The sequence below is a fragment of the Fructilactobacillus sp. X8R4C1 genome (assembly GCF_059900905.1).
Window position 1 is genome coordinate 345,013 of the sequence record NZ_JBWXVJ010000001.1, and the last position, 25,568, is coordinate 370,580.

Genomic DNA, 25,568 nt, shown 5'->3' on the forward strand with positions numbered 1-25,568 from the left:
TAATAAATTATGAAAGTAACTGCATACTTAGTACGACACGGACAAACTTATATGAATTTTTATAACAAGGTACAAGGTTGGATTGATTCACCCTTGACCAAAAAGGGACTTGAGGACGCCGATAACGCTGGTGAACGATTGAAGGACATCAATTTTGATGCGGCCTTTAGTAGTGATTCTGGTCGAGCCATTCAAACCGCCCACCATATTTTGCAAGCCAACAACAATAACATTAACATCATTAGTTATCAGTTCCCCGAATTACGGGAACAGTTCCACGGCTACTTTGAGGGTGAAAACTTGGAGCAGATGTGGCAGTTTGTTGGTGAGCAGGTCAAGACGACTTCTGAGGCTGGGGTGCTCAAAAACTTTGGTCTTGAAAAGGCTCGTGATTTGATTGCCAGAGCCGATTTGTACAATAATGCGGAGGACAACAAGACGTTTTGGAAGCGAGTTGACCGTGGAATTGATCGAATCCGAAAAAACACCAAGGATGGTGACAAGATCCTGATTGTTTCTCATGGGATGACCATTCGTTCCATTGTTGATCGGTATAATCCAGCGCTTGATATTGGTGAACCAGCTAAGAACGGTAGTATCACTAAGCTGATTATTACTGATAAAGATATCAAGGTTGAGTATTTTAATAGTTTAGATGAACAAGTCTAAAAAGTCGGGACAAGCGTCTCGGCTTTTTCTTATGCCTTTTTCAAATGGTTTACTTCTTAATTTGTGAATAATATAATTATGACAGTTTAAAGGAGGAGTAAAAAATGGTTGAATTATATGCAAGTCCTAGTAATTATGTCCAAGGTTCAGATGTATTAATGAACAGTGCGGACCGAATTGGTAAGTTTGGGAAAAAGGTGCTACTTCTATCGAGTGGGACGGCACTAAAAATGGTTGGAAATGACTTTGCTGATTACTTGAAACAACATGACTTTGACGTAACCGTCGTTGATTTTGCCGGGGAATCATCTGAAAGTGAGATTGATCGGGTCACTAAGATTGGGCAAAATAACGATGATGACATTGTCATTGGTCTGGGCGGTGGCAAGGTGTCCGATAGTGCCAAAGCGATTGCTGACAACTTGAACACGACCGTAGTGATTGCCCCAACGATTGCCTCGACGGATGCGCCATGTTCGCGTCTATCGGTAATCTACACTGATAGTGGTCAATTTGACCACTATCGTTTTTATAAGAAGAATCCCGACATGGTGATTCTTGATACCAAGGTGATTAGTCAGGCGCCAGTCAAGTTTCTGATTTCAGGAATGGCTGATGCCATGGCGACTAATATTGAGGCGACAGATACCCGCAAGTCGAACGGGACGAACATGCTGGGTGGAAAATCAACCCTTGCTGGCGAAGCGATTGGACAAATGTGTGAACAAACGTTGTTTAAATATGGCAGTTTAGCAGTGGCTTCAAACGTGGTTGGATCGGCTACTTCCGAACTTGATAAAGTCGCTGAAGCCAACACGCTTCTTAGTGGAATTGGTTTTGAAAGTGGTGGATTAGCAGCTGCTCACGCCATTTATAATGGCTTTACGGCTTTAAGTGGTGAGATTGACCAGTTATCTCACGGACAGAAGGTCGCCTTTGGAACCCTATGTGAGTTGGTTCTGACTGGTTCTGATCACTGTCAATTTGAGAAGTATTTGAAATTTGATCTTGAGTTTGGCTTACCAACGACGCTAGCGGATCTGAAGTTAGGGAAAGCTAGTGATGAAGAGTTAATGAAGGCAGCCACTCAAGCATGTGATCCAAGTGACACCATGGCTAATTTACCAGTTTCAGTAACACCAATAGATGTGATGAACGCTATGAAAGCTGTTTCTGAATTTAGTCATGAATATCAGGTCAAGAATGGATTAGGGAATTAAAATGAATAATCGTGATGATGTCGTTGAATACATTAAAAAGCAGTTTGACGTGGAACCAGACCGGCCCTTTAAAGAATATCCAAAGTACTTGGCATTTCGTCACAAAGATGACCAGAAGTGGTTTGGCCTAGTCATGAACGTGCCTGAAAACAAATTAGGCTTAAACGGAACCGATGAGATCGATGTCTTAGACGTGAAAGTGGATCCAGATGTTGCCGGACTTTTGAAACAGTCTAAGGGTTATCTACCGGCTTATCACATGAACAAGGAGCACTGGATTACGGTTGTGCTTGGTGAAGTTGATTCAAAACAGGTCCAAAAGATGATTCAGGATAGTTTTAAAATGACTTTAAAGTAAGAATTAAAGCTAAGTAGATGATGACACAGCCGCCAAAGATAGTATCTCGCATACTAAACTGGGTTTCGTGATATCTAGTTGATTGGGATTTAGGCGTGTAGCCACGGGCATCTAAAGTATTGGCTAGCTTATTAGCGTGGTTTGTGACCGCGTACAACAGTGGAATAATGAGTTGAACGTGGAGTTTGATTTTCTTGGTCAATTTTGATGAAGTAAAGTCAACCCCACGGCTGGTTTGGGCAACTTTCAGGTCGTTTAGTTCACCTAAAATGATGGGAATAAACTGCAGGGTGAGGGTAATCATTAACGAAAACTCAGATACAGGTAGATGCAGATAAGTTAATGGTCTCAGTAGTCGCGAGATTGCCTGCGATAAATCGGATGGACTGGTCGTAAACGATAAAAGGGCGGCCACCAGAAGTAGAAGGATGATTTTAACGCAAAGCTTACTTCCATAAAGCCAACCACCCACGTTCATTTGATTTATATATAAATTGTGATTGGTTGGAAAAATTCCATGATAAATTAAAATAAACACTAAAATAAATAAAATGGGCTTGATGGAACTAAGTGCCATGCTTAGTTTGATGTGTGCCAAGTGATACAGTCCAATTAGTCCTAAAGCACTGATTCCAATTTGAATGGTCGTGGTTGACCACATGAACGTGATCGTTACGAGCGTGATACCGATGAGCTTGATTCGCGGATCTAATTGCTGCATGAAGGAATGATTGTTTGCGTATGTGCCAAAGATAAAATTATTCATGTTTGAGTTGTGACACCAGACTAATTTTCTTGGTGGAAGCACAGATTAGACTAACGATCACGGCTTTGATGATATCACCAGGGATGAAGGCTAAGTTTGAAACTAGTGAGGCCGTTACTGACATGTGGGCAATCACTGAAAGGTACAGGGCCCCAAAAACATCAATCAGAATCACACCACCGGTGACATTAGCAACAAGATACTTCCAGAAATTAATCTTCTTCCATGATATTTCGACCAAAAGCCCAATGAGAAAGGCGGCAATGGGCCAAATAATGAAGTAACCACCGGTTGGTCCAGCTAAAATTCCTAAGCCGCCACGTCCACCTGAAAGGACTGGCAGTCCAATTAAGACCAGGATAACTACCAGTAGGGCACTTAGAAAGCCGTTTTTCTTACCTAGAAAGCTTCCCTGAAGCATGATGCCCATACTTTGTAGCGTAATGGGAACTGGGATAAACGGCAGTGTCAACGGTGGAAAGAGGCCTAAGACAACGACGATTGCGGCAAATAGTGCGTCATAAACAAGTTCTTTGGTTTTCATGATTGTTGCTCTCCTTAATTAATTACTTAAATGTCTTTAATTAAGATTATCGATTAAATTCATGAGAAACAATCATTTCATTAAATGATGTAGGCCAAATGTTGTTGGAACAATTATTTATCCGAAAATAAAATTGAGCCACATATTTATTTTTGCAACCTATGCCATCTGCATATGACTTATTAATACAAGAAAGCAGTAGACAGGTTGTCCGTTGCTTTTTATATCGTTTAGAATAAATAAAAAACATGGTTTATTCTAAATTGACGAATTGATTGCTATAATAAAAATGAAGTTGCATTAGAGTTATCCAATTGTATGTGACTTTTGTGGAGTCGTTATCATGCAATGAAGCTCAGTGTCTTCTTTTCTAGTCAATTGACCAGAAAGGGGATCCATATAAAAAAGAGGTCACACCTTCGTGTGGCCTCTTTTTCGTATCCTTTAAAAGAACTGTTTAATATTATTAGTAATTTTCCGCATGTCCCGATCGTCTAATTTCGCGACCAACTTGGTTTCACTTCTAACTTCCATGTCCACGGTTCGGACGTGCTGAAGCATGGCAGTCCCATGAACGTTTTTGTTATTGACCTGAAAGTATAGTGGTGATTTCACGTACTTCTTTTCTTCCAAGTACTTAGCGGAAGAACTGATTGGGATTACAATCACCGTGTTCATTAGATGATTATAGTGATTGTTACTAACCACCAGACACGGACGTTTTTTCTTGGTTTCGGTGCCAAGTGCCGGTTCAAGATTAACGAAGTAAATCTCACCTTGTTTATAATTCATTAATCGATAACCTCCGACCCCTGATCAGGGCCCCAATCTTGTTCCGAACTGCTGACGTTACCGTATTTCTTTTCCTGATCTTCAACTATTTTCCAAAACCCTTCAAAGGATTCTTTAGGTGCCATTGTTACCGAACCATCTTTTTGAATTGTAAATTCCAGTTGGTCGTTTTGCTTAAGATTGAGAATGTCACGGACGGTTTTTGGAATCGTAATTTGATTCTTACTCGTCATTGTTGCTGTGATTTTAATTTTGTTTGTCAACATGCATTAACCTCCCATATGCCCTCATCCAATGTAGCTCAAAATCAAGGGAAAGGGAAGCAATTTGTGCAGGCTAGACCATTCTTTTGTCAAACCATTTTGCAAGTAAGGAGAGTCCGTAGTTAATAATGAAGTACATAATGGCAATCGTGACAAACATCGGGATCATGTAGTTAGGGTTCTGACCGTATATGACCTGAGACCTAAAGGTTAGTTCTGGAAGGACAATGGCGGTTGCTAACGAAGTATCCTTAACTAGTGAAATAAACTGAGAAATCAGTGGTGGAATGGACTTCTTTAGGGCCTGTGGCAACAGGATGTGCCATAACGTTTGGGCCTTATTCATTCCGGTAGAAAGGGCACCTTCATCCTGGTCAACTCCAACTGAGAGTAAGCCACCACGGATAATCTCGCCAACCATACTGGCTTCAAAGACCGACATGGCAACTACCGTGGCCGCAAAGGAATTCAACTCGACCCCTAACTTTGGTAAAGCGAAGAAGGTGAAGAAGATAAGAAGCAGTAAGGGAAGATTTCTGATGGTGTTGGAAATGAAACGAACCGTTTTGGTAAAGTAGGGAACTTTTTCAAATAGGATAATTCCGATTAGAGTTCCTAGGATAAAACTAATAATAATTGAAATCACTGATACCAGAATGGTAACCACTAGACCACCCAGTAAATAGTGCATGTTAATTAAACTAAATGCTCCACTCATTGTGTGACACCTCCGTTCACTTTGCGCTCAATCACGCTCATGCATTTGGAAACAGAGACGGTAATGATGAGGTACAAAATTCCAACGATGATGTAGGTGTTAAACGGATCAAGATTTTCACCAGAGATAACGTTGGCCTGGTACATCAAATCAAATCCGGCCACAAATGACAGAATTGATGAGTTTTTAACCAGGTTAATGAACTGGTTTCCAAGTGATGGGATCGCCAGTTTGAATCCTTGGGGTAAGACCACTTGAATCATAGCCTGAGTGTACGTTAATCCGTTCGCTCTGGCACCTTCCATCTGACCCGGATCAACTGAATCAACGCCACCTCTAATACACTCAGCGATAAACGCAGACGTATAGAGGATTAATCCAATGGTCCCAGACCAAAATCCAGAAATGTGAAAATCAGCTGCGACCACCACGTAGAAGAATAAGGTGATGACCAGAAGTGGGATGTTTCTAAAGAATTCGACAAACGCACTTCCGATGAATTTAAGTAATTTATTTGGAGCCATTTCTAGAAGGGCAAAGATGGTCCCCAAGACTAGTGATCCAACTAATCCAATGATTGAGGATAGGATGGTAATCCAGAAGCCGTCTAGAAGAGTTTTCCAATTTTCAAGAAAGATATTTATCATTTTTCAAGACTCCTCCAATCTAATCCAGGCACGTTTGAGAACCATTTCTTAATCAACTTGTTGTAAGTTCCGTCGGAAATGACTTGTTCTAAAGCTTTATCCATGGCGGCCTTCAGTTCAGGTTGGTGCTTGTTCATTGCTAGTCCGTAGGGTTGATTAGTGAATGGTTTTCCAACAACCTTGGTGGAATGATTTTGATCAGCTAGACCATATAGAATGGCGTTATCGGTAGTCACGGCCACTCCCTGACCAGATTCAAGAGCACTTAAGGCCTGGGAGTTATCTGGCATCGAGATGACCTTCGCCTTGGGAGCAAACTGTTTCATGGTTTGAATCGCAGTGGTTCCAATCGTCGTGATCACAGTGTATTTAGGATTGTTTAACTGACGAATGTCCTTAATTGGGGAATCTTTTTTAACCAGAATTGATTGGCCAGCTGGAAAATACGGTTTGGTAAAGTCAATCACTTTGGCTCTCTCGGGTGTGATGGTCATCGTTGCGGCTACTGCTTCAACCTGATTGTTTTTTAGTAATTGGATTTTAGAGTTAGTGGTGACCGAAGTGAACTCGGGCTTGATTTTCGTTCCGGCGTCCTTGGCCATTTGGGCGGTGACGGCGCGTGCCATGTCGACATCAAATCCTTCACTTTGACCGGTCTTGGGACTGATTAAGCCAAACAGTCTGGTATCACCCTTAACGCCCCAGTGCATGACGTGGCTGTCCTTGATCCTGGCGTAGTCATTGGTTGCGACCGATTGATGTTTCTTGGCCTCGAGACCAGTAAAGATACCGCCAATGATTATGACGATTAAGATGACGGAGGCAATCAAACCCACTCGTTTTAACTTAAATTTACTCATGGAATCTACCTCACTTTTTATTTATGTTCAACTTGTGATAGGAATTTGCGAGCTCGTTCGGTCTTAGGGTGATCGAAAAATTCATCGGTTTTAGAATTTTCCAGGATTTTCCCGTCAGCCATGAAAATAACGCGATCAGCAACGGATCTGGCAAAGCCCATTTCATGAGTAACAACGAGGGTCGTCATGTCAGATGTGTTAGCAATGTCTTGCATGATGTCTAACACGCTTCCTACCATCTCGGGATCAAGGGCAGAGGTTGGTTCGTCAAACAGCAACACCTTAGGATTCATTGCCAGGGAGCGGGCAATGGCAATTCGTTGTTGTTGACCACCAGATAATTGAGCTGGGTATTTGGCTCCTTGTTCCGGTAGGTTAACTCGTTCAAGTAGTTTTTTTGCTACCTCTTCGTTTTCAGCTTGAGGACGTTTTAAGACGATTCGTGGAGCCAACGTGATGTTTTCGGTGATGGTTTTGTTGTTGTAAAGGTTGAAATGTTGAAAGACCATCCCAACGTCAGTTCTAAGTTTATTGAGGTTGGTTTTGTTGCTTGACAGATCTTTGCCGTCAACAATGAGTTGTCCCTGTTGAATGGTCTCTAGTCCATTAATGGTTCTAAGTAAAGTTGATTTACCCGATCCAGATGGTCCGATTAACACAACGTTTTCACCTTCGTGAATATCAAGGTTAATGTTGGTTAACGCGTGAAATTTGCCGTAGTACTTTTCTACGTCTTTGAATTGAATGATTGATCCCATTAAATTGTCCTCCTTATCATAAGCTCCAAGAAATGTATTTTGGGGTTATGACTAGATTATACGCATTGAAAGGAAATTACTAGCACTGATGGCACATTTTGTTACACAAAAGTAAATTTTTTTATCAGAACAACCAAAAAGGTCCCAAAATGCGAACATTATGGGGCCTTTTAGCTTAATTATCTTTAAAATGGAACTTACTTAGTGGTTGATCTTTTGAAATGATTTCATCAATGCTTCTCTAAGCTTCGGATCGTGAGCAAAGATGAAAGTCCCAAAGACACCGCGCTTCATCAACACGTTCACGGAGTTCAGGATGATTTGCCGCCTTATTTGTGCAAATTCTTTTTGATCCGTGATGTCTTTTCGGTGTTTTTTGCTTTCAACATCGGTTTGCTTTTTTAAGTCAACCTTTACGCGATGGTCTTTAGGGTCAAGATAGATTGGTGGCCCTAAAATAATGCCAACGTAGTTCAAATCAAATCCCTGACAGGTGTAAATGGAACCAACCTCATTGATGGTCTGGGGAATTTCCGCCCACGGGGTACTGGTGTAATTGTACTGATCCCACGGCATTTTGAAACCGCCAAGCTCTTTGATGTAATGTTTTCCGCCATCTAAAGTTGATGGATAGCCGGTGGTCGAAACAATTCGGGATAAGCCCACCTCATGGTTTTTCTTCACAATCGCTTGGCGCATTTTTTCAGCGTCATCAAAGATTTGAAAGTCGTAACCAGTATCGGCGTCCTTGGGGATTGGCAGCAACTTGCCTCTCGTAAATTCATTGATCCAGTGAACCAAGTCTGGTTTAGCGGTCATGCGAAACTGATGGGTCAGTTGATAACTTTCGTGATAGTAGGGTTCAAGTAGTTTGTTTAAACGTTGCTTGTCCCAGTAACACTTGGTTCGTAGTACCTGATTCATGTCAAAGACGGCAATGACGACCTTGCTTGACTTAATGATTTCTTCTAACTGGTTTTCCTGGTAGAAATTATTGTAATGGTCTGGTGAAGACAGTAGTAAATGGGCCTCATCAACAATCACAACGTCAGCACGTTCGTTTCGCTTGTGCATTTGGTTAATAAATGAGGTAGGACGCATAAAGTTCTTTTTTAAAACATTATCTTCGGATCCAGCAATTTGTTTGTAAACCTTCAAAATTTCTGGATGGTTAACTAAGAAGTAGTTCTTAGTGTCATGAAGCTTGCCTTTTTTCTTTGCGGCTTGTTGAATGTTGAAAAAGAGTTGACTCAAAATGACACTTTTACCCGTACCGGCATCTCCAAAGATCGTGAAAACGGACGGTTGTTTTTGATCGATTTGTTGATTAATAAATTGTTCGATTTGATTAATTAATTGTTCCTGTTCCGTAGTTAAATGGTGAAGGTTCGGAGCAAGTTTCTTAATTGCTTGATTGTTATGCATTTTTTGCGAGGTGCTTTCTTTGAATGGTCCAGTTAACTAGCGCAAGGATTAAGCCGAAAACGGCCAGTACGAACAGGAGTAAGAAGTCCATGTGACCACCCATGACCGTTTTTGAGACATATTGGGCAGCACTGTGAGCCTGGTTCTGGTTAAAGGCATAGATCGTTGCCAGGACACTGGTACCGATTGAACCAGCGTATTGTTGGAGCATGTTGAATAACGAGTTCACGTCGGCTGAATCAGATTGTGGTGCGGTTTCTTGAGCATTGGTAATGGTACAGGAGAACGCGCAGTTAAATCCAATTCGTAAAAGTGTGAATAACAGTGTCAATACGACCACCGTGAAGGCCGCCGTCATGGAACTAAATAAGAACGTGGCGATTGACAGCAGAACCATCCCAATCATGATTGGTTTAAAGGCTCCGAACCGGTCATAAGCGCCTCCCGCAAATGGCGAAATGAGTCCACCAATGATTGAACCTGGAAGCAGGATCAGTCCGGCAACCATGGCACTGGTATGAAGAACGGTCTCAGCGTAAATTGGAATTACGAATGACGCCCCAATATTAATGAACATCAACAAGAAGTAGTTCACGGCGTTCAGTGAAACCGTGGGGATCTTGAGTGGGTGAAGCGACATTAGCTGGGAATCACCATGACCATTGAGGTAGATAAATAAGACCAGGGTGATTAATCCAATGACGATGGGAATGAAGCCACTCATAAACGTTGCACCCTTGACGCCAAACTGATTAGCACCCCAAACAAATGAGAATAGGGTCACGATCAAGAGGGCAAAGCTAACGAAATCAAATCGTTTGGAGATTCCCGGAGCTTTAAGATCAATGCTCTTAAGTCCGATAAACAGGGTAATTAGGACGATTGGGAAAGCCACGATGAAGATGTAACGCCATGAAAGTAGTGATGATAGCGTTCCCCCGTAAGTTGGTCCCAGTGCGGGAGCTAGTGAGATAACCATTGAAGCAATTCCAGTGTAAAAACCGATTTTTGGTCGGGGTACTTCAGCAAAAATGATTTGATACATCATCGGAAGTGAGATTCCGGTGGCAGCTGCTTGAATTAGTCGTCCGACTAATAGGAGCCAGAAGTTGGGTGCGACCGCACACAAAATATCACCAAGGATAAACGCGGTGACCGCAAAGACGAAAATGTTTTTTAGTGGGAATTTCTTTAGGAGGTATGCTGTCGTTGCCATGGTAATGGTAACGACTAGTAGGTATCCAGTTGAAATCCACTGAACTAAGTTTAACGAAATGTGAAAAATTTGTGAGAGTTCTGGAAACGTAACGTTCATTGAAGTTTCTAATAGAATTCCACAAAATGATAGTAACGCGGTGGCGAGGATCGCGATTTTGGTTTTTAAGCTTACTTTTGAATCCAAATAATTTCCTCCATTACCGTATTTTATTTGTTGGCGTCGTTAACCGCCTTGTTGACGGCATTTCTAAAGCCGGTGGCGTCTAAAGCAACCACCCCACGAATGGTAGAACCACCAGGTGAGGTAACTTGGTCTTTCAAAGTTGCCGGTGAAATGCCAGTATCGAGTGCTAATTTGCCACTACCTTGAACCATACTTGCAGCGACCTTAAAGGCGGTCTCACGGTCAAGGCCATTTTGAACGGCGGCGTCAGCTAAGGCGTCCATGAAGACGTCGACAAAAGCCGGGCCACATCCAGCAACCGTTCCCACGATGCCAAGGTTTTGGTTACTGGTCTTAATGAGCGTTCCTAGGTTAGTGACAACGTCTAAAGCCGACTTAACGTCTGCTTCATTAGCATTCTTAGATTTACCAACGGCGATGCAACCGGCGTTCACGGCAACCGGGATGTTAGGTACGATACAAACCACTGAGTTGTTTTGGTGCACGTCATTAATGGCTTGTTCACTAACCCCCTGGGCCGCTGAAACGATCACAGTTTGGTCTGGCAATTTGGTGTTCTTCAGCACTGCCACTGTGATTGGTGCGGGAGTTGTTACAAATAGGACGTTTAAGTCACTTGGAAAATCATCGGTGACAATTGTGAAGCCAAGGTCTTTTGAGAAGTTTTTGAGCTCGTCGGTTACGTGATGTCCCTTTACTAAAATGTCACTCGCGTTATATTTGTTGACAAGTCCTTTAATGATGGCGCTGCCCATATGGCCGGCACCTAATACTCCAATTTTCATGTGATTCACTCCTTAATTTATCATTATGATAATAATGATACATCATTGTTAATTGGTTATGTAAGCAAGAATTAACAAACCAATGATTTTACCGGGAGAAAGTTACTATTGGTAAGCGCTTACAGCTAATGATATAATGAAAGTAATAATTCACAAACCAAACATCAGAAAGGGGTTGGCAATTTGAGCTTAAAAAGTTGGTTTAGTAATTTGACGGATAAGGAGACCCCGAGCCTTTCGGATTCGAAACTAGCGGATAACGTTCAATTCATTGATAACGAAGGAAAATACCTTGAAACGGTTGTTAATAGTTTTAAAGATAACTCCGGGTTAGTTCATTATCGTGGTGATGGTTACACCGTTGAGAATTCATTTGCGTTTGCGATTGGTGACCTAGTCAATGACGATAACTTGCTTGAAAAATGCGCTTATTCGATTAAATTGTTAAAGAGAATGGACGCACCCAAAAAATCAAAGTTGGCCTCCTTAATTGCGCAGTTGATTAAGATGATTACGTATGTTTCTGATTATGTTACGGGAATGCGGCGTGATATGCGCCAGGGAACAACTGGTCATGCTGCGATCCAGATGTTCTGGCGTAGTGAGAAGGCCATTAAGGAATTTAAGGTTGAAAAAGTGTACACGGTCGCACTTGTTAATGCTGATGAACCAGTAACTAAATGAAAGTATCAAAAAACTGGACTCAAACGAGTCCAGTTTTTGTTTGCTTAAAATTATTTATTTAATAGTTCATCGTCAACGGCTTGAGTGTAGCTCTCGAGTTTTTGATCAGCTGCCTTTGCTGTATCAGCTTTAACACCGATGTAAAACTTGATCTTGGGTTCAGTTCCAGAAGGACGAATTGCAAGCCAAGTCCCATCATCAAGCCAATACTTTAAAACGTTCGATTGTGGTAACTCAATCTTTTGGGTTGAACCATCAGCCATCGTCGTGGTGGAAGTCTGGAAGTCTTCAAGCTTAATCACCTTGGCGCCATTGAATGTTGTCATGGGATGGTCTCTAAAGTCTTTCATGATTGCAGCCATCTTGGATTTACCCTCTAGACCATCGAATTCCTTGGAGATGGTCTTTTCTCTAAAGTAACCGTACTTCTTGTAGATATCCTGAAGACCGTCGTACAGGGTCATCCCCCTTTCCCGGTAGTAAGCAGCAACTTCAGCAAGCAGTAAGGTCGACTGAATGGCGTCCTTATCCCTTACAAACGGTTTGATAAGATAACCGTAGCTTTCTTCAAATCCAAAGAGGAAGGTATGATCGTGATTTTGTTCAAAGTTTTTGATTTGTTCCGCAATAAACTTGAACCCGGTTAGGACGTTCTTCATCTCGATCCCGTAATTCTTGGCAATATCGGTGGCGAGTTCAGTTGAAACGATTGATTTGACCACTACTCCATTCTTTGGAAGGGTACCAGCGTCTTTTTTGGCTTGAAGAATATAATTTAAAAGAACACTGGCAATTTGGTTTCCAGTCATGAGTTTGTACTCACCATCGGGTTGTCTAACGGCGGCTCCCAAACGGTCAGCGTCAGGGTCGGTCGCAATCAGAACGTCCGCATCTTCTTTTTTACCCAATTTAATGGCAAGATCGAAGGTTTGCGGGAATTCTGGATTAGGAAATGGTGTAGTAGGAAATTCAGGGTCGGCGATGGTTTGTTCAACAACCGCGTCATAGTTCTTGAACCCAGCGTCTGAGAGTGCCCGTCTAGCAATGATTTTGCCAGTGCCATGAAGGGGGGTGTAGACAAACTTCAGGTCTTTTCCTACCTTATTAATCAGGTCATGGTTCACGTTGACCGTTTGAACTGCTTCTAGATAAGGAACGTCGACGTTTTCACCAACGATACTCATGAGCCCATTCTTTCTAAGGTCCTTTTCCTCTGAAACTGGAATTTTGAAGAGGTCGTTGACCTTGCGGATGTAAGTAGTTATTAGATCGGATTCTTTGGGTGGCATTTGACCACCATCTTCACCGTAAATCTTGTAACCATTGTATTGTTTTGGATTGTGACTAGCGGTAATCATGATTCCGGCGTAAGTGTGTAAGTGACGCACAGCAAATGAAAGTTCCGGAGTTGGGCGAATGTCATCAAAAACAAACGTCTTGATGCCATGAGCACCAAGTACCCGAGCCGCTTCGTGAGCAAAGAGTTGCGAATTGTATCGGGGATCAAAACTAATAACAACCCCACGCTTTTTTACCTCAGGGGCAAGGGTGTCCATCAATTGGGCGAGACCCTCAGTGGCCTGTCTAACGGTATAAATGTTCATCCGGTTCGTTCCAGCACCGAGCGTTCCACGCATTCCGGCCGTTCCAAATGAAAGTGATGACCCAAAAGCGTCTTCAATTTGTTCCGAATCGTTTCTCATTTTGGCTAAATCGATTTTTAATTCTGCCGGCATATCTTCTTGAGAAACCCAGTTATCATATTCCTGTTTAGTATCTGTTGCACTCATAATTTTCCTCCTGGAAATAATTTTTCCACGTCGAATAGTTTGAATTGTAACTTCTAATATGGATTATAATTAAAGTCCGACACTCCGTCAATGTAAGCGCCTTTATATTGATGTCAAGACTGTGATATACTTACTCTAAGGTGGTGAGACAAATGAAATTTGATTATGAACCAGGCCGTTTCTATGCTAACGATGTCCATGGTGATTTAATTGCTGAAGTTACTTTTACTGAAGATAATGGAGTAGTCTCCATTAACGAAACATTTGTGAACCCAAGTTATCGTGGCCAGGGTCTAGCTGGAAAGTTAATTATGGTAATGATTGATTACGCCAAAGAAAACCATGATTTAATCAAACCAGTTTGTTCCTTTGCCGTTAAATTTTTCGAAAAAAATACTCAATATGATGATTTATTAGATAAATAGGAGGTAATTAAGATGGCTGTATTAGTTGCTGGAGGAGCTGGATACATTGGCTCACACATGGTCGATCAATTAATTAATAAAGGTTACGATGTTGTAGTGGTTGATAATTTGTCAACGGGACACCGCAAGGCCGTTAATCCTAAAGCAAAGTTTTATGAGGGGGATACTCGTGATTCTGACTTTTTGGATGACGTTTTCGCTAAGGAAAATATCGATGCTGTAATCCACATGGACGCTTTCTCACTGGTTCCAGAATCAATGAAGGATCCTTTGAAGTATTTTGATAACAACGTGATTGGGATGATTAAGCTGTTAGAGTCAATGAAGAAAGCTGGGATTAAGTACCTGGTCTTTTCTTCCACAGCTGCTACTTATGGTAATCCAGAGCGAATTCCAATCTATGAAAAGGATCGAAAAGACCCCATCAACCCTTATGGTGAAAGCAAGTTAATCATGGAGCACATTATGAAGTGGGTTGATGAAGCTTACGGAATTAAGTTTGTTGCTCTTAGATACTTTAACGCTGCCGGAGCCAAGGAAGACGGCTCCATTGGGGAGGATCATCATCCAGAAACCCATTTAATTCCCATCGTCTTAAAGGTTGCCGCAGGTCAGCAGGATATCATGAAGATTTTTGGGGATGACTATGACACGCCAGACGGGACCAACGTTCGTGATTACGTGCACGTCCTTGATTTAGCGGACGCTCATATTTTAGCCATGAAGTATCTGGAAAAGGGTAATCCAAGTAACATCTTTAACCTCGGTTCATCAACTGGTTTTTCCAATAAACAGATCGTTGATGCCGCTCGAAAGGTTACTGGTAAGAAGATTCCGGTTGAAATTGACGCAAGACGTGGTGGCGATCCTGATACCTTGATTGCTAACTCTGACAAGGCGAGAGAAGTTCTTGGTTGGAAACCACAGTTTGATAACGTTGAAGAAATCATTAAAACCGCTTGGACCTGGAAGACTAAGCATCCAAATGGTTACGAAGATAAGTAAATGGGGCACAAATATTGAAGAAAAGTAAAACTTACATTGGTGTCATCCTAGCAATTGCTGGAGCCATCATGTGGGGAATTCAAGGACCTGTTTCGCAGTTCTTGTTTCAAGATAAGAATTTTTCAACGGAATGGTTAATGGGAGTTAAGATGTCGGTTGCCGGCATCTTAATTCTTTTATTTACAAAGTTTGTTCAAAGAAATAGGATTTTAAAGATTTGGCACACCGGATATAGCTGGGTCATCCTGCTCTGTTATGCGATTTTTGGTTTATCGGCCGTTCAGTACCTATACTTACTGACAACGAGAGCCAGTAATGCGGCAACTTCAACTATCATGCAGAGCCTTGGAACGGTCATCATTATGATTTTGACGGTGATTGTGTACAAAAAAGCACCAACGATTCAGCAGGGTGTCGCTGTAGTGGTAGCCCTACTTGGAACGTGGTTACTGGTAACAAAGGGAGATTTGACCCATCTCGCAATGAGTCCTAAAGCGTTTACGCTTGGCCTCTGCCTGGCCTTTGCTGGCGCGCTTCAGACCATGCTGCCGGTCAAACTCCAGGAAAAGTTCAGCACGTTTGTCATCATTGGATGGGCAATGATCGTTGGCGGAGTGATCTTCACCTGCGTTCATCCCTTTTGGGTGGATGTTCCCAAGCTTTCTCTTGGTGGCATTTTGGGAGTGGCCTTCATTGTGCTTTTTGGCACAATGTTGTCATTTCTATGCTTCACATCGAGTTTAAGGTACGTGTCCGCTACGACTGCCGGCCTACTCGATACTTTTGAACCTTTGTCGGCAACGATTGGAACCGTGGTTTTCTTACATACCAGTTTCAATATCTATGAAATCATTGGTGGCATTTTGGTCTTGAGTACCGTTTTTATCTTGGCAATCAGACCCAGAAAAGCATCACTTCAGCACTGACTAATCGGTTGGTGCTTTTTTGATTGAACTGCTTTTGGCGGATTGCTTGTTTGTGATCAATTTTGTATAATTGGAAACGTTATGAATGAATTAATGTTTTAAGTAAAATATTAAACATTGAGGAGGAGTTTGATGAATAGGTTCGTCAAAAAATACATATTTTTTGCGATATTTTGGGTTCTTGCCGTTTTAGCTGCCATTTTCTTTTTGCCTAGCATTTCACAGGTAACTGCACAACATGGACAAACTAAGATTCCAGCTAACATGCAGAGTCAGGTTGCTGAAAATATTCAAAAGCATTGGGGCCATCACATTAGCGATACCAGACAAGTTGTACTGGTATATAACAACGGCAATAAACGCATTAATGCTAGTAAACAGGCTAACATCGATCGAACCGTTTCGAAGCTAAAAAATGATGCCGATTACTATGGAATTAAGGGTGTTACCTCAGCAAACGAGAATGCCGCCGCCAAGAAACAACTGATTTCAAAGGACGGTACGACTGAATTAGTTCAACTGAATGTTTCGAAAAAGGACTCGGTTGAAACGATGAACAATAAACTCAAAAAGGGTGCGAAAACGGCGAACTTGAAGTCGTACGTGACGGGATCCGATGTCTTAGATGACGACATGCGGCAGTCAATGATCGACGGCATCAAGCAAACCGAAATCATTGCGGCAGTTTTCATTTTGATTGTGTTGATCATTGTCTTTAGGTCCCCAATCGTTCCGTTGATTTCACTTTTGACCGTGGGAGTTTCTTTCATTGTCTCTTTGAGTGTCGTCATGAATTTGGCGAAGTATATGGGCTTTCCACTCTCAAACTTTACCCAGGTCTTTATGGTGGTAGTGCTGTTTGGAATTGGGACTGACTACAATATCCTGCTGTACGACCGGTTTAAGGATAATCTGGGACAAGGAATGGACAAAGTGGAGGCAACGGTCGATGCCAGAAGACGAGCTGGTAAGACCATTCTCTACAGTGGTGGATCGGTTCTGATTGGTTTCTTTGCCCTTGGACTAGCCAAGTTCTCAATTTACCAGTCCGGAGTGGCAGTTGCCATCGGAGTGGTAGTACTATTACTGGTACTTCTCTCATTAAATCCATTCTTTATGGCGCTCCTTGGTAAGACCATGTACTGGCCAGCTAAGAATTTGTCACCAAAGAAACGGGGTAGTCGAATCTGGTACTTCTTGTCCAGTCATTCAGTTGCACATCCGGTGATGGCGATTGCCTTGGTTTTAGTTTTGACTTTGCCGTTGATTTTCTTTACGGGAAAAAGCAGCTTGAACTACGATAATTCGGTTGAATTAAGTAATTCATTGCCTTCAAAACAAGGATTAAATACGGTATCCAAGCATTTCTCAAAGGGAACTGCTGAACCGTCAACGATTTATATTCAATCCAAACACAAGGTCAATAACGAGAAGTCAATGATGGAAATTGATCGGATTACTCGTCAATTGGAGAAAAATAAGGAAATTAAGACGGTTGCTTCGGTCACCCAGCCAAGTGGCGAACCAATTAACCAACTCTACTTAAACGATCAGCTGGGGACTTTGAACAGCAAGATGCAACAGGCTAATGCTGGTTTAACCCAACTTCAGAGTGGGGCTAACAGTGGTTCATTTAATGCCGATCAACTAAAGGCAATTGGGGCTTCGGCACAATCAATTGGAGATCATTTAAAGATCATTCAAGGCGCTAGTGGAGCAAGTACCGCTCCTGGTCAAACTTCGGGTCAGCAAGTCATCGCCCAGATGCAACAACAAGCCACCGCTATGGGGTCACCAATGAGTCCCCAGCAGTTACAAATTGTTGCTTCCGGTCTTCAAAGTGTTAGTTCCAAGGTACAAATGCAACAAGCCGCTTCTATGTCAGGTCTTCAAAATGAATTGGCCGGGATTGCCTCAGATACTCAAAACATTGGTGCAAATGCTCAGGCGATGGGGCAACAACTCCAGGGTGTTCAAGCCCAATTGACGCAGGCAAATGATGGCCTAAGTAAGATTAATAAGGGCATGCAACAGTCAAATGAATACTTGACCGGTTTACAGAACTCAGCTGCGGCTGCGAACACGTTCTACATTCCTAATCAGGTGCTTCAAAGTGATACTTTCAAGCAAGCCTTAAACAACTACGTTTCTTCTAATGACAAGATTACAAGCATCACCTTTGTCTTAAAAGATAACCCATCAAACGCTAAGTCGATGAACTTGGTTAAGGATGTTCAAAATCAAGTTAAACAGTCACTGAAGGGAACTAGTTTAAATGATGCAACCGTTGCAATTGGGGGAGAGACAGCAACCATGTCTGACACCCATGATATTGCCTCACAAGACTTCTTCAGAACGGCTGTCATCATGTTAGTCGGAATCCTGATCGCACTGATGTTTGTAACCCGTTCAATTCTACAACCACTTTATATTGAAGGAACATTAATTTTGACGTACTTCACTTCATTGACGTTGACACGGATCTTCTCGGATATTTTCCTTGGACAGAGCATGTTGACCTGGAACACGCCGTTCTTCACCTTTATCATGTTGATTGCGTTGGGTGTTGATTACAGTATCTTCTTGATGATGAGGTATAGAGAGACTAAGGACGGAACGCCTGCGAAACGAATCGTTAATTCGGCCAACTATATTGGAGTAGTGGTATTATCTGCTGCTGTGATTTTAGGTGGTACGTTTGCCGCACTGATTCCATCAGGAATTTTGACACTGATTCAGGTTGCCATCGGGGTAATCATTGGTTTGATTATCTTAGTAATCATCTTGCCAATCCTGTTACCAGCTGCCATTCGGTTAACGTATCAACCAATGAGTTTTAAACGAGATAAAAACGAAGATTAGTTTTTAATTTAAAAGCGAAACCAGGTAAAATTGGTTTCGCTTTTTTATGTTAGATAAAATGACATGGACTATTGACCGCCCTGTTCTTTACGCCTAAAATTAAACTATTAAATTGATGTGTAAAAAAATAAATCGGTTTATGCCGAGTTAGGGTGAAAATATGAGTGAAGAAAAGACTAGCATTGGAAAAAGTAAAGTATTAAAGGGCATTGCTTGGGCAACCCTTGCATCCACTTTTTGGGGTATTTCTGGGGTTGTTTTGCAGTTTGTCTCACAAAATGCCGCTATTCCGGCTTCATGGTTCTTGTCCGTCAGAACTATTTTTTCCGGGATTCTACTTTTAGCAATTGGTTCGATTATGTATGGGAAAAAAATCTTCCATGTTTTTAAGGACTGGAAATCGATTATTTGTATTGTGGCATATGGAATCATTGGCTTAGGTGCCAACCTGATGTCGTTTTACCTTAGTGTTCAGGACGGAAACGCAGCATCAGCAACCATCTTGCAGTATTTATCACCACTGTTCATCCTTTTAGGGGGCTTTTTGTTCTTTCATAAACGTCCCTATAAGATTGATTTAATCGTGTTCCTGTTGGCACTTGTCGGGGTGTTTTTGGCAATTACCAAGGGTGACATTAATCAGTTAGCCATTCCGCTGCCAGCGTTACTTTGGGGAATTGTTTCAGGAATCACGGCCGCATGCTACGTTGTCATCCCTCGGCCATTAATGGAAGAAAATTCACCAATTGTCGTCCTTGGATGGGGAACCTTGATTGCCGGATTGGTCTTTAACATTCATCAACCAGTTTGGGTTGGTGTACCTCACTTAACGATGGGTGCGATCATTGGGATTGGTGCCATTGTTATCATTGGAACCGTAATCCCATTTGCATGTTTGCTTCACAGTTTACACTTTGCTTCCTCTGAAGATGTTAGTTTAGTTGACGCCGTTCAGCCAGTAGTGACTTTCATTTTGAGTGTTATCTTCTTGCACACCAAGATTAGTTTAATGGAAATTGTCGGATCCGCCTTGGTAATTCTTGCCATCTACATCTTGCAGGATTCCAAGCGTCGCAATATTAAACAACAGAAGCTTTAGCCGAGATCATGGCAGATAAATATAAAGTAATTCGTTTTACCGGGGTTCCAGTTAAACTGGATGACTCTGGTAATTACGTAATTAAGAGGGATGAGCAGGGTAATTTTAAACTTCATACTTGGCGGATCGGGAAACATACTAAGGGACATTTTCAGCGCATTGGTCAGGTTTTTTTGACGGAAAATAAATTAAGGGTTGCCATTGTGGCGGATTTTAGTGTATCTTTTAAAAAACGACATTTGTACACACCGATGGAACGTTTTTTAAATGATTACGTTGATTTGAAGTTGATTGATGAGGCAAAGTCACATTTAGATCAAGAGTAGACTGTGAGGAGAGAATATGAAAAGTAAAACGGGTAAGATGAGCAACACCGTTAAAGGAATTAGTTTAGCGGCGTTTGCTTCAACTTCATGGGGTGTTGCTGGCGTTATTACGCAGTACGTTTCACAAAACGTTGGGATTCCAGCTGCCTGGTTTTTGTCAGCACGGACTACCGGGGCTGCCATTGTATTATTACTAGTCAGTGCCATTATTTACGGAAAGGGCATTTTTAGTGTTTTCCGTTCATGGAAATCAATCATGTGGCTAGTTTTATACGGTTTGTTCGGTTTGGCTGCCAACATGGGAAGTTTCTACGTTAGTATCCAGACTGGAAACGCCGCTGCTACCACGATTTTGCAGTACCTGTCACCGCTATTCATCCTACTGGGTGGTTTTCTGTTCATGCACAAAAAGCCCATGAAGATGGACATCGTGGTCTTCATTTTGGCGCTAGCTGGAGTTTTCCTTTCAATTACTAAGGGGGACCTTTCGCAATTATCCATTCCCTTTGACTCGTTTTTCTGGGGGATCATTTCTGGAATCACTGCTGCTTTGTACGTGGTGCTTCCAAGGCCACTGGCTCACGACAACTCACCAATCGTGGTTCTTGGCTGGGGAACTCTGATTGCCAGTTTAGCCTTTAACATCAATCATCCCGTTTGGACCAACGTGCCCCACTTAGGAATGGGTGGAGTCCTTGGTGTTTGTGGGATCATCCTCTTTGGAACCCTCCTGACATTCTCATCACTGATCTACGCTTCCCGCTTTACTTCATCAGAAGTTATCAGTTTACTAGACGCCATTCAACCGGTAGCAACCTTTATCTTGAGTGTGATCTTTTTACACACGCACATCAGTTGGATTGAAGTCCTTGGTGCCGTTCTGGTTATTTTGGCCGTTTACATTCTGCAGTACGTTCAGCGACACAAGAATCAAGAAGAACTCTTATAACTTTCTTAAACCCTTGAGCATATTGGTTTGAACCCCTGATATTTCAAGATATAATGATGTCATACTTAAATAAAGGGGAGAGATTGTTATGTCAGACGAAAGTAAAGAAACAAAAGCATTAGATAAGATTTCAGGAATTATGAACGAACTCCAAAAAACTTTGGACAAGGAAGGCACTGAATCACAAGAGGGCCACAAAGTTCATCGTTGGTTAGAAGAACACCGTGCCATTCATGAAATTAAACGCACCCTTCATGAAGTTGGTAAGTTCGACAAGTTCGATTCTGCTGCTTATGATAAATTTATGAAAGATTACAAAAAGGTTGTCGACGATTTGGACGACAACGATTAATAAGATCTAAAAGGAGGCTACTTGGTAGCTTCCTTTTTTTGTGACAATTTTAATAAATAAAATCGGAGATGAGAATTTGGTAGATAAAAGTAATGGATTTAGTTTTGATGGGTTCACTTTAAATCCGGCAGTGGGAGAACTAAGCAGTAATACACAGTCGATTAAGCTAACTCCAACGGAAACCTCACTAATGGTCCTTTTCATTGAGCATAAGAATAAGTTAGTATCCAAAAAGGAATTGATGACGTTTCTGTGGGCGAACGGAAGTTTTATTGACGAGGATGCCATTGAAGATGACATTAGTTTACTTCGACGCAAGTTAGATCAAGTTGGATTAAAAGAAAAGATTAAGACGGTGCCAATGCGGGGATATAAGCTGGTTACTGATCGTTAACAATTTAATATAAAAAATAGAAGCAAAATGACTTTTGGAAGTCATTTTGCTTCTATTTTTTATATCGTTCTGACCATTTCTTCATTGACTTTAAAATAGGGGCTAAATCCATTCCACGTTTAGTTAAATTATATTCTACAGTGGGAGGGTTTGTATTAAAGACTTTGCGCGTAACGATTTGCTTGTCTTCTAACATTTTTAATCTTGTTGATAATGTTCTGGTACTAATTCCAGGTAATGCCCGCGTGATACCACCATAATGATTATTTCCATTATAAATTTCCCAGAGAATGTATGAGGTCCATTTTCCACTAATGATGTCCACAACTGGTTGAATAGGACAGTCATCGATGATGTTATTGTTTTCCATAAGTGCCTCCAGTTTACTTTTATGCTGATACTTTAAAAAATTACCCTACTTTTATTTTTAAACTTATAAATATATTATACAAATAACACCTACAAATCAAAGGTGCAAATAAAATATTTTCATACTTTTAATAATTAATCATGGAGGTACCACTTATGCTCAGCTTAAAACATGTCAGTAAAAGTTATCAAAATGGATCTGAAACAACTCATGCTTTAGACGACGTTAGTTTTGATATTGATTCGAATAAAGTAACGGTGATTTTGGGACCAAGTGGGTCCGGTAAAAGTACAACTTTAAATATCTTAGGTGGGATGGATAAACCAACGTCAGGTAAAGTTTTATATAATGATGATCTTATTAACACAGAGTCAGATAAGCAATTGACAGTTTATCGAAGAGACGTTGTCGGATTTGTGTTTCAATTTTATAATTTAATTTCTAATCTTACGGCATTTGAAAATGTGGCAATTTCGGCACAATTAAAAAACAAGAAGTACAAGAAAGTGTCGGAAGAATATTTGAAAAAGGTTGGTCTTTTAAAACAAAGAAATAATTTTCCTGATCAGTTATCTGGAGGGGAAATGCAACGTGTTTCGATTGCGAGAGCCTTGGCTAAAGATCCCAGAGTACTTCTTTGTGATGAACCTACTGGTGCACTTGATACTGAAACCTCAAAACGAGTTTTTAAAATTCTAAAGGGTAGTAAAAATGAAAATACGGCCGTGGTGATCGTCACCCATAATCCATTAGTTGCTCCAATTGCTGATCGAGTTATCAATATTAAAGATGGCAAAATAGATAAGATCGTTGACAATCCAACTCCGCTTGAAGTTGAGGAGGTTGATTGGGGATGAAGTTTTTATTTAAGAAATTAACCCGCACGGTTGTGAAAAATTGGACTCAATTCTTTTCCGTTTTTTTGATGGCGTTTCTAAGTGTTCTTTTTTATACCGGTTTAGAAGGTACATGGAATGGTATGAAACAAAATATTAATCAGTATACGAGTGAAACCCATTTGGCTACATCGACATTACAATCGACAGGATTGAGCAATAAAGAACTAAATACAATTAAGTCGATTCCAAGTGTTTCAAAGACATCGGCTAAAACAGAAATTAGTACCACGGCACAATTAAAGGGGGATAAACGTTATTTAGAGATTGATACTCCTGGAACCCAAGAAATTTCTCGTACATTTCAAACTAATGGCAAGAATATAAATAAAAATACTAAGGGCATTTATTTGAATGAGAAGTTTGCTAAAAAGAATGGGTTAAAGAAAGGAAAACAAGTCACTATTAATTTCAATAACCAACCCATTAAATTAATAGTGGTCGGTATGATAAATTCTCCGAACAAGATGTATTATACCGGGACCAATGATTTCATATCTCCTCAAGAACAAAAATATGGGTATGGAATCATTAGTGAAAAGACATTGTTCAATAAATTTAAATTGCCAGCCCTTAATAATATTGTCGATATTAAAGACAGTGATAATTCTAAAACTGAAAGTAAAATTAGAGATATCACTGGTAGTAAATTTATCACTTTGCAAACTCAAAAATCCGATGTTGGCATCTCAACAGCTGTTGATCGAGTAAAACAAATACGTAATCTTTCAATTTTGTTTTCAATTATCTTTATTCTATTAGCGGTCTTGGCCATGTATACCACTATTAGAAAAATAATTGATCAGCAACAAAAGGACATGGCAACTTTACAGTCATTAGGATATTCCAATATAGCATTGTCCATGTATTACTCAATGTATGGTCTTTTTGTTGGAGGAATTGGTGCAATTGCTGGTTTGATAGTAGCTCCAGCACTTTCAACATTTGTAATGAATTCACAGAAATCTATGTTTTCGCTTCCTTCATGGCAAATTGCCTATACTACCGCACCGGTCTACGTTGCTGTGGGGGTAATAATTATATGTATTTTTTCAGCACTACTAGCGGCGCAAGTGAATCATGGGTTAACACCAGCCCAGGCATTTAGGAAGGGTAGTACTGCTAAAAATGGTAAACGAGTCTTTCTCGAAAAATTTCCTCGAATTTGGAATAAAATTCCTATTGGTAATCGTTGGTCAATTAGAGATAATCTTGGTAATAAAATTCAAATGCTGATGGGATTAATCGGCGTTATTGGTGGACTAGCTTTGGTGATGACTGGATTTGGTACGAAAAATTCAATGGACAATCAGGCTAATCAAACGTATGGACATGAGTATAACTATGCTAAAAAGATTAATTTAAACCAAAAGACTAGTGAGACAGAGATTAATCGAATTGTTAACAAAACTAACGGACAGAAGATTGAAACATCTTACGCTAGTTTAAGTCCAAATGGGAAATTTGATCGTCCACTTACTGTCTTGGGTTCTGGATCTCAAATCAATCTTAAAACCGATGATGGTCAAGGAATTAAGGATGGTGGTATATATCTAGCTGAGGGAATTGCTAAAACTGCTAACGTTAAGAAAAATGATACCGTTTTTATCAAACCGTCGTTAAGTACGAATAAATTGAAGCTGAAAGTAAAGGGCATCGTTAAATCAAATGCACCACAAGGAATGTATGTAACTAAACAGACGTGGACCAATAATGGGTTGAAATTTCAACCAACGTCAATTTTGACAAATCATCAAGACGTTTCAAATTCAATTAAGAAGAGTCCAGATGTTAGTCAGATTGTTAGTTTGAAAGAACAAAAAAGTAATGCTAAAAGTATGGTAAATAATTTGAGTAGTATTTTCTTGATGATTCAAATTTTTGGAATCCTTTTGACCATTGTAATTCTTTATAATTTGGGATCTCTAAGCTTTACAGAAAGGTCAAGAAGTTATGCCACTCTTGAGATATTAGGATTCTCTCGTAAACAGATCCGAAATTTAACGATTATTGAGAGTTTAACAATTACGGTAGTTGGTTGGTTTTTGGGAATTCCGTTTGGATACTGGTTCCTATCCAAGTACGTAACTACTTTTAATACCAGTCAGATAATTTATTATCCGTTTATTTCTATTACTAGTATCGTTCTAGCTTCATTGATTGTTGTTCTAGCTGCTTTGTCTACAATTATAATGATTAGGAGCAGATTAAAAAAACTAGATATGATATCTTCAACTAAGGGCGTAGAATAAGACGAATCGTTAACAATTAATTCTAAATAAA

General features: G+C 40.7%; 28 protein-coding genes. 15 read left to right on the forward strand and 13 right to left on the reverse strand.

Going from position 1 to position 25,568, the window contains the following annotated elements:
• The first annotated feature begins 9 nt into the window (after positions 1-9).
• From AC6UDA_RS01575 to AC6UDA_RS01585, 3 genes are all read left to right on the forward strand, one after another.
• Positions 10-669, forward strand: coding sequence for a histidine phosphatase family protein (locus AC6UDA_RS01575; RefSeq protein WP_500710652.1), 660 nt, complete (start codon positions 10-12; stop codon positions 667-669).
• 104 nt (positions 670-773) lie between these two features.
• Positions 774-1,889, forward strand: a complete 1,116-nt coding sequence (locus AC6UDA_RS01580) for a glycerol dehydrogenase (RefSeq protein ID WP_500710654.1) — start codon at positions 774-776, stop codon at positions 1,887-1,889.
• Between the two features lies 1 nt (position 1,890).
• Positions 1,891-2,247 (forward strand): MmcQ/YjbR family DNA-binding protein, encoded by a 357-nt coding sequence (locus AC6UDA_RS01585; RefSeq protein ID WP_500708394.1) that lies wholly within the window; start codon positions 1,891-1,893, stop codon positions 2,245-2,247.
• Here the strand turns inward: AC6UDA_RS01585 and AC6UDA_RS01590 are convergent.
• The 11 genes from AC6UDA_RS01590 to AC6UDA_RS01640 all read right to left on the reverse strand — a co-directional run bounded on the left by AC6UDA_RS01590 (position 2,228) and on the right by AC6UDA_RS01640 (position 11,207).
• Positions 2,228-3,013, reverse strand: a complete 786-nt coding sequence (locus tag AC6UDA_RS01590) for an energy-coupling factor transporter transmembrane component T family protein (RefSeq protein WP_500710656.1) — start codon at positions 3,011-3,013, stop codon at positions 2,228-2,230. The genes AC6UDA_RS01585 and AC6UDA_RS01590 overlap by 20 nt on opposite strands.
• Positions 3,006-3,557, reverse strand: coding sequence for a biotin transporter BioY (locus AC6UDA_RS01595; RefSeq protein ID WP_500708398.1), 552 nt, complete (start codon positions 3,555-3,557; stop codon positions 3,006-3,008). The genes AC6UDA_RS01590 and AC6UDA_RS01595 overlap by 8 nt, the downstream gene beginning before the upstream one ends.
• A gap of 444 nt (positions 3,558-4,001) precedes the next feature.
• Positions 4,002-4,349, reverse strand: a complete 348-nt coding sequence (locus tag AC6UDA_RS01600; protein ID WP_500693377.1) for a type II toxin-antitoxin system PemK/MazF family toxin — start codon at positions 4,347-4,349, stop codon at positions 4,002-4,004.
• Positions 4,349-4,615, reverse strand: coding sequence for an AbrB/MazE/SpoVT family DNA-binding domain-containing protein (locus AC6UDA_RS01605; RefSeq protein ID WP_500693378.1), 267 nt, complete (start codon positions 4,613-4,615; stop codon positions 4,349-4,351). The genes AC6UDA_RS01600 and AC6UDA_RS01605 overlap by 1 nt, the downstream gene beginning before the upstream one ends.
• Positions 4,616-4,685: 70 nt before the next feature.
• Positions 4,686-5,330, reverse strand: coding sequence for an amino acid ABC transporter permease (locus AC6UDA_RS01610; protein WP_500710659.1), 645 nt, complete (start codon positions 5,328-5,330; stop codon positions 4,686-4,688).
• Complete coding sequence (locus AC6UDA_RS01615; RefSeq protein WP_500693380.1) at positions 5,327-5,977, reverse strand: amino acid ABC transporter permease; 651 nt, start codon at positions 5,975-5,977, stop codon at positions 5,327-5,329. The genes AC6UDA_RS01610 and AC6UDA_RS01615 overlap by 4 nt, the downstream gene beginning before the upstream one ends.
• Entirely contained in the window at positions 5,974-6,837 is an 864-nt protein-coding gene (locus AC6UDA_RS01620) for a transporter substrate-binding domain-containing protein (RefSeq protein WP_500710661.1), read from the reverse strand. The genes AC6UDA_RS01615 and AC6UDA_RS01620 overlap by 4 nt, the downstream gene beginning before the upstream one ends.
• 17 nt (positions 6,838-6,854) lie before the next feature.
• The gene (locus AC6UDA_RS01625; protein ID WP_500693382.1) at positions 6,855-7,595 is read right to left on the reverse strand and encodes an amino acid ABC transporter ATP-binding protein; all 741 of its coding nucleotides are present in this window, start codon (positions 7,593-7,595) and stop codon (positions 6,855-6,857) included.
• Between the two features lie 201 nt (positions 7,596-7,796).
• A complete protein-coding gene (locus AC6UDA_RS01630) occupies positions 7,797-9,020 on the reverse strand; it encodes a DUF2075 domain-containing protein (protein ID WP_500693383.1) in 1,224 nt (407 codons plus the stop codon).
• Entirely contained in the window at positions 9,013-10,422 is a 1,410-nt protein-coding gene (locus AC6UDA_RS01635) for an MFS transporter (protein WP_500710663.1), read from the reverse strand. The genes AC6UDA_RS01630 and AC6UDA_RS01635 overlap by 8 nt, the downstream gene beginning before the upstream one ends.
• 23 nt (positions 10,423-10,445) lie before the next feature.
• Positions 10,446-11,207, reverse strand: coding sequence for a pyrroline-5-carboxylate reductase family protein (locus AC6UDA_RS01640; protein WP_500693385.1), 762 nt, complete (start codon positions 11,205-11,207; stop codon positions 10,446-10,448).
• A gap of 183 nt (positions 11,208-11,390) precedes the next feature.
• Here AC6UDA_RS01640 and AC6UDA_RS01645 point away from each other — a divergent pair, with 183 nt between their 5' ends.
• Entirely contained in the window at positions 11,391-11,891 is a 501-nt protein-coding gene (locus AC6UDA_RS01645) for a hypothetical protein (protein ID WP_500693386.1), read from the forward strand.
• 50 nt (positions 11,892-11,941) lie between these two features.
• On the opposite strand, the gene AC6UDA_RS01650 is transcribed toward AC6UDA_RS01645, so the two are convergent.
• Entirely contained in the window at positions 11,942-13,681 is a 1,740-nt protein-coding gene (locus tag AC6UDA_RS01650) for a phospho-sugar mutase (RefSeq protein WP_500710665.1), read from the reverse strand.
• Between the two features lie 152 nt (positions 13,682-13,833).
• Between AC6UDA_RS01650 and AC6UDA_RS01655 the strand changes: the two genes are divergently transcribed.
• From AC6UDA_RS01655 to AC6UDA_RS01695, 9 genes are all read left to right on the forward strand, one after another.
• The gene (locus tag AC6UDA_RS01655) at positions 13,834-14,106 is read left to right on the forward strand and encodes a GNAT family N-acetyltransferase (RefSeq protein ID WP_500696433.1); all 273 of its coding nucleotides are present in this window, start codon (positions 13,834-13,836) and stop codon (positions 14,104-14,106) included.
• Positions 14,107-14,118: 12 nt separating this feature from the next.
• Positions 14,119-15,111 (forward strand): UDP-glucose 4-epimerase GalE, encoded by a 993-nt coding sequence (gene galE / locus AC6UDA_RS01660; RefSeq protein WP_500710667.1) that lies wholly within the window; start codon positions 14,119-14,121, stop codon positions 15,109-15,111.
• A 14-nt stretch (positions 15,112-15,125) separates the two neighbouring features.
• Entirely contained in the window at positions 15,126-16,037 is a 912-nt protein-coding gene (locus AC6UDA_RS01665; RefSeq protein WP_500693390.1) for a DMT family transporter, read from the forward strand.
• A 132-nt stretch (positions 16,038-16,169) separates the two neighbouring features.
• Complete coding sequence (locus AC6UDA_RS01670; protein ID WP_500710669.1) at positions 16,170-18,899, forward strand: MMPL family transporter; 2,730 nt, start codon at positions 16,170-16,172, stop codon at positions 18,897-18,899.
• A gap of 160 nt (positions 18,900-19,059) precedes the next feature.
• Positions 19,060-19,998 (forward strand): DMT family transporter, encoded by a 939-nt coding sequence (locus tag AC6UDA_RS01675; protein WP_500693392.1) that lies wholly within the window; start codon positions 19,060-19,062, stop codon positions 19,996-19,998.
• Between the two features lie 8 nt (positions 19,999-20,006).
• The gene (locus tag AC6UDA_RS01680) at positions 20,007-20,324 is read left to right on the forward strand and encodes a DUF7671 family protein (RefSeq protein ID WP_500708407.1); all 318 of its coding nucleotides are present in this window, start codon (positions 20,007-20,009) and stop codon (positions 20,322-20,324) included.
• Between the two features lie 16 nt (positions 20,325-20,340).
• Positions 20,341-21,273: a DMT family transporter gene (locus tag AC6UDA_RS01685; RefSeq protein WP_500693394.1), complete on the forward strand. Its 933-nt coding sequence runs from the start codon at positions 20,341-20,343 to the stop codon at positions 21,271-21,273.
• Positions 21,274-21,361: 88 nt separating this feature from the next.
• On the forward strand, positions 21,362-21,625 hold the full coding sequence (locus AC6UDA_RS01690; protein WP_500710672.1) for a hypothetical protein: 264 nt from the start codon (positions 21,362-21,364) through the stop codon (positions 21,623-21,625).
• Positions 21,626-21,701: 76 nt separating this feature from the next.
• Positions 21,702-22,019 carry a winged helix-turn-helix domain-containing protein gene (locus AC6UDA_RS01695; RefSeq protein WP_500710674.1) on the forward strand — a complete coding sequence of 106 codons (318 nt, stop codon included), beginning with the start codon at positions 21,702-21,704 and terminating at the stop codon, positions 22,017-22,019.
• A gap of 52 nt (positions 22,020-22,071) precedes the next feature.
• On the opposite strand, the gene AC6UDA_RS01700 is transcribed toward AC6UDA_RS01695, so the two are convergent.
• Positions 22,072-22,389 carry a winged helix-turn-helix transcriptional regulator gene (locus tag AC6UDA_RS01700; RefSeq protein WP_500710676.1) on the reverse strand — a complete coding sequence of 106 codons (318 nt, stop codon included), beginning with the start codon at positions 22,387-22,389 and terminating at the stop codon, positions 22,072-22,074.
• Positions 22,390-22,544: 155 nt separating this feature from the next.
• Here AC6UDA_RS01700 and AC6UDA_RS01705 point away from each other — a divergent pair, with 155 nt between their 5' ends.
• Entirely contained in the window at positions 22,545-23,246 is a 702-nt protein-coding gene (locus AC6UDA_RS01705) for an ABC transporter ATP-binding protein (protein ID WP_500695365.1), read from the forward strand.
• Positions 23,243-25,537, forward strand: a complete 2,295-nt coding sequence (locus AC6UDA_RS01710; RefSeq protein ID WP_500710679.1) for an ABC transporter permease — start codon at positions 23,243-23,245, stop codon at positions 25,535-25,537. The genes AC6UDA_RS01705 and AC6UDA_RS01710 overlap by 4 nt, the downstream gene beginning before the upstream one ends.
• Positions 25,538-25,568 lie beyond the last annotated feature (31 nt).

Excerpts from the sequence above, each read along its gene's own strand:
- AC6UDA_RS01605 (WP_500693378.1), bottom strand. The coding sequence starts at position 4,615 with ATGTTGACAAACAAAATTAAAATCACAGCAACAATGACGAGTAAGAAT.
- AC6UDA_RS01685 (WP_500693394.1), top strand. The coding sequence starts at position 20,341 with ATGAAAAGTAAAACGGGTAAGATGAGCAACACCGTTAAAGGAATTAGT.
- AC6UDA_RS01595 (WP_500708398.1), bottom strand. The coding sequence starts at position 3,557 with ATGAAAACCAAAGAACTTGTTTATGACGCACTATTTGCCGCAATCGTC.
- AC6UDA_RS01710 (WP_500710679.1), top strand. The coding sequence starts at position 23,243 with ATGAAGTTTTTATTTAAGAAATTAACCCGCACGGTTGTGAAAAATTGG.
- AC6UDA_RS01575 (WP_500710652.1), top strand. The coding sequence starts at position 10 with ATGAAAGTAACTGCATACTTAGTACGACACGGACAAACTTATATGAAT.
- AC6UDA_RS01675 (WP_500693392.1), top strand. The coding sequence starts at position 19,060 with ATGAGTGAAGAAAAGACTAGCATTGGAAAAAGTAAAGTATTAAAGGGC.
- AC6UDA_RS01700 (WP_500710676.1), bottom strand. The coding sequence starts at position 22,389 with ATGGAAAACAATAACATCATCGATGACTGTCCTATTCAACCAGTTGTG.
- AC6UDA_RS01690 (WP_500710672.1), top strand. The coding sequence starts at position 21,362 with ATGTCAGACGAAAGTAAAGAAACAAAAGCATTAGATAAGATTTCAGGA.
- AC6UDA_RS01640 (WP_500693385.1), bottom strand. The coding sequence starts at position 11,207 with ATGAAAATTGGAGTATTAGGTGCCGGCCATATGGGCAGCGCCATCATT.
- AC6UDA_RS01620 (WP_500710661.1), bottom strand. The coding sequence starts at position 6,837 with ATGAGTAAATTTAAGTTAAAACGAGTGGGTTTGATTGCCTCCGTCATC.
- AC6UDA_RS01705 (WP_500695365.1), top strand. The coding sequence starts at position 22,545 with ATGCTCAGCTTAAAACATGTCAGTAAAAGTTATCAAAATGGATCTGAA.
- AC6UDA_RS01650 (WP_500710665.1), bottom strand. The coding sequence starts at position 13,681 with ATGAGTGCAACAGATACTAAACAGGAATATGATAACTGGGTTTCTCAA.
- AC6UDA_RS01590 (WP_500710656.1), bottom strand. The coding sequence starts at position 3,013 with ATGAATAATTTTATCTTTGGCACATACGCAAACAATCATTCCTTCATG.
- AC6UDA_RS01615 (WP_500693380.1), bottom strand. The coding sequence starts at position 5,977 with ATGATAAATATCTTTCTTGAAAATTGGAAAACTCTTCTAGACGGCTTC.
- AC6UDA_RS01600 (WP_500693377.1), bottom strand. The coding sequence starts at position 4,349 with ATGAATTATAAACAAGGTGAGATTTACTTCGTTAATCTTGAACCGGCA.
- AC6UDA_RS01610 (WP_500710659.1), bottom strand. The coding sequence starts at position 5,330 with ATGAGTGGAGCATTTAGTTTAATTAACATGCACTATTTACTGGGTGGT.
- AC6UDA_RS01655 (WP_500696433.1), top strand. The coding sequence starts at position 13,834 with ATGAAATTTGATTATGAACCAGGCCGTTTCTATGCTAACGATGTCCAT.
- AC6UDA_RS01630 (WP_500693383.1), bottom strand. The coding sequence starts at position 9,020 with ATGCATAACAATCAAGCAATTAAGAAACTTGCTCCGAACCTTCACCAT.
- AC6UDA_RS01580 (WP_500710654.1), top strand. The coding sequence starts at position 774 with ATGGTTGAATTATATGCAAGTCCTAGTAATTATGTCCAAGGTTCAGAT.
- galE (WP_500710667.1), top strand. The coding sequence starts at position 14,119 with ATGGCTGTATTAGTTGCTGGAGGAGCTGGATACATTGGCTCACACATG.
- AC6UDA_RS01625 (WP_500693382.1), bottom strand. The coding sequence starts at position 7,595 with ATGGGATCAATCATTCAATTCAAAGACGTAGAAAAGTACTACGGCAAA.
- AC6UDA_RS01585 (WP_500708394.1), top strand. The coding sequence starts at position 1,891 with ATGAATAATCGTGATGATGTCGTTGAATACATTAAAAAGCAGTTTGAC.
- AC6UDA_RS01670 (WP_500710669.1), top strand. The coding sequence starts at position 16,170 with ATGAATAGGTTCGTCAAAAAATACATATTTTTTGCGATATTTTGGGTT.
- AC6UDA_RS01680 (WP_500708407.1), top strand. The coding sequence starts at position 20,007 with ATGGCAGATAAATATAAAGTAATTCGTTTTACCGGGGTTCCAGTTAAA.